Raw genomic sequence first — 2,249 nt, forward strand, 5'->3', positions numbered from 1 at the left:
CTGGAAATGAGGTGGAGGGATTGCGGAAACGGATGAAAGAGATACTGAGAGACAGGCGAGCCTCCTCATTTCCCATGACCATCGGGATTGTTCTTTCGCTGATTATTCTGATGTGTGGGATTAGTGAGTATTTCCGGCTTCAAGTCATTGCGGCAGGTGTGCGGGAAGCCGTGGAGGATGCTGTCATTTCCACAGTCAATGATAATTATGCAGGTGTGTATCATGGAGTCAGGGAGGGATATTCTGGCAGCTATGTTCCATTTGGAGAGGGAAGCTGGGAAGAAGATCTGAATGAAGGGGACATTTATGATTATCTGGATGAAACCATAGGGACCCAATTGTCTGGTGGCAGGCATGTAAAGTATGCGGATACTGGAACTGCAATGGAGTTTGCCATAGATAGCCTGCAAGTGACGCTTCGGAATGCACCTCTGGCCCCATCGGATCCAGCCCATGCGCAGCGGTTTGAGGCAGATGCCATTGTTAGACTGGAGGTTCCAGTTCGGTTTGGCGGCCGGATTCTTCCATCCATGTGGATCACATTGAAGGTACAGGCTGGATATACAGAGGTGTTCTAGGGAATGACCTGGACTTTGAGAGGATTGTATAGTATGTTGTGCATAACAAAACAGGATAAAGGAGGAGCAGAATCATGAAACTGACAGAGAAGATGAAAAAGAATCTGGCAATTTTGGGCGGCGTGCTCATAGGAATCGGCCTGATCGCTGCCATTGGAATGCAGTTTGGTCCGAAACCGTCCGGTGAAGATGTTCTGCCAGGAACAGGGGAGACGGAAACGGAATTGATTGTAGATCCTGGAGATTTTGAAAAGAAGGAAGAGGAAAGTAAAGTAGTATCCAGAGAAGAAGAGAGCCTTGTGATTCATCCAGGAATCGGAGAAAATCAGGAAACAGACACTCAGGCGGTGGACAGCCGGTCGCCACAGACTGATCAGACAACGCAGAGTATCCAACCAAAACCAACTAAACCAGAACCGCCAAGCAAGGCGATCCTGACAGATCCAACACAAAAACCAGATGGTACAAAGCAGGATACCCCTCCGGTTCCCGTGGATCATGAAGCGGTAGAAAAACCGTCCGAACCGGTAGCAGATCCGGAACAGCCGCAGGCAGGAGATACTTCCGGGAACCAGATCTATGTTCCAGGATTCGGCTGGGTAGAAAACCATGGAGGAGGAGGCTCTGGAACTGCAGCAGAAGATATGTATGAAAACGGGAATAAGATTGGCATTATGGATTAAGACAGAAAGAAGAAGCACCACATCAATGTGGTGTTTTTTCTTTTCCCAGATACCAGGGAAGGAAACAAGGCTTCCTGTGGTTGGAAAGGAGGATACTTGAAACAGAAGAAATGTGTGTTTTTCATAGTCTCAATCTTACTGTCTTTGATACTCTCCATCCAGGTTTATGCAGTAGGGGACGGAAATCTTGATGGGGGCGGCGGAAGTATGGGACAGGGGACCAGTCAGAATTCATGGTCACCGGGAAATGAAGGGGTGCGGGTTACTGTCATTCGGGCAGAGAGTCATGATCCGGTAACAAGACCGATTGACTTAACAAACAAGCATCCGAATATTGCCTACTCCTTTGGGAAAGTCAGTAAAATGTCTTATACCAGAGGAAGTGCTTTGATGATTGATACCAATCCATATGAGTATGTAAATCCGGCACAGTCTCTACCCAGAATCATCAGCTCGAAAAGTCTGGGGCAGGCAAATATTGAGCAGATTAAAAGTTATTTTACAGATGAACAGGTGGTGCGCAGCATTGCAGGACTGACTGGAATGGATTTTGACACACTGGTGGGAGGGGAGTATAGGCTCTTATTGGAGCCGATCAGTTTTCTTAAATTTCAAGGAACCCTGATTGCAGTTACAGCAACAGAGGCAGCGCTCTATGATGAGATGTTAAGTGGTGGGCTTCGTGCTGTCCTTCCAACAGTGGCATTTCAGAATCTACCACTTTCTATGTTTTTGGAAACACCGGATCTGGGATATCCGGCTTGGGGAGGTCCTACATCGGGAATCCGTTCCAACAGTGAAATAAAAAGTTCCCTGGGACTTGGCATTGTACGGTTTCGGGATGTGCCACCAGAGGAACCGGAGATCACGACCTATGATTATGAGTATAGGACTAACACGGAAGTGATTACGGCAGTAGAGGTAAGCGGAGGACAGAGTGATCCGGATCATCCGGTATCCGTAACATTTTCCGTAGGAGGAAGAAGCT

General features: G+C 47.6%; 2 protein-coding genes and 1 pseudogene. All 3 read left to right on the forward strand.

Annotated features, from left to right (window positions below; genetic code table 11):
- The first annotated feature begins 32 nt into the window (after positions 1-32).
- Positions 33-578: a hypothetical protein gene (locus FGS84_RS30480; protein ID WP_002593814.1), complete on the forward strand. Its 546-nt coding sequence runs from the start codon at positions 33-35 to the stop codon at positions 576-578.
- A 74-nt stretch (positions 579-652) separates the two neighbouring features.
- Positions 653-1,261 (forward strand): DUF6550 family protein, encoded by a 609-nt coding sequence (locus tag FGS84_RS30485; RefSeq protein WP_138311874.1) that lies wholly within the window; start codon positions 653-655, stop codon positions 1,259-1,261.
- Between the two features lie 207 nt (positions 1,262-1,468).
- Positions 1,469-2,249, forward strand: a pseudogene (locus tag FGS84_RS30490) (hypothetical protein); the annotation flags it as partial.

The organism is Clostridium sp. 1001271st1 H5, assembly GCF_005845215.1.
GTDB lineage: Bacteria > Bacillota > Clostridia > Lachnospirales > Lachnospiraceae > Enterocloster.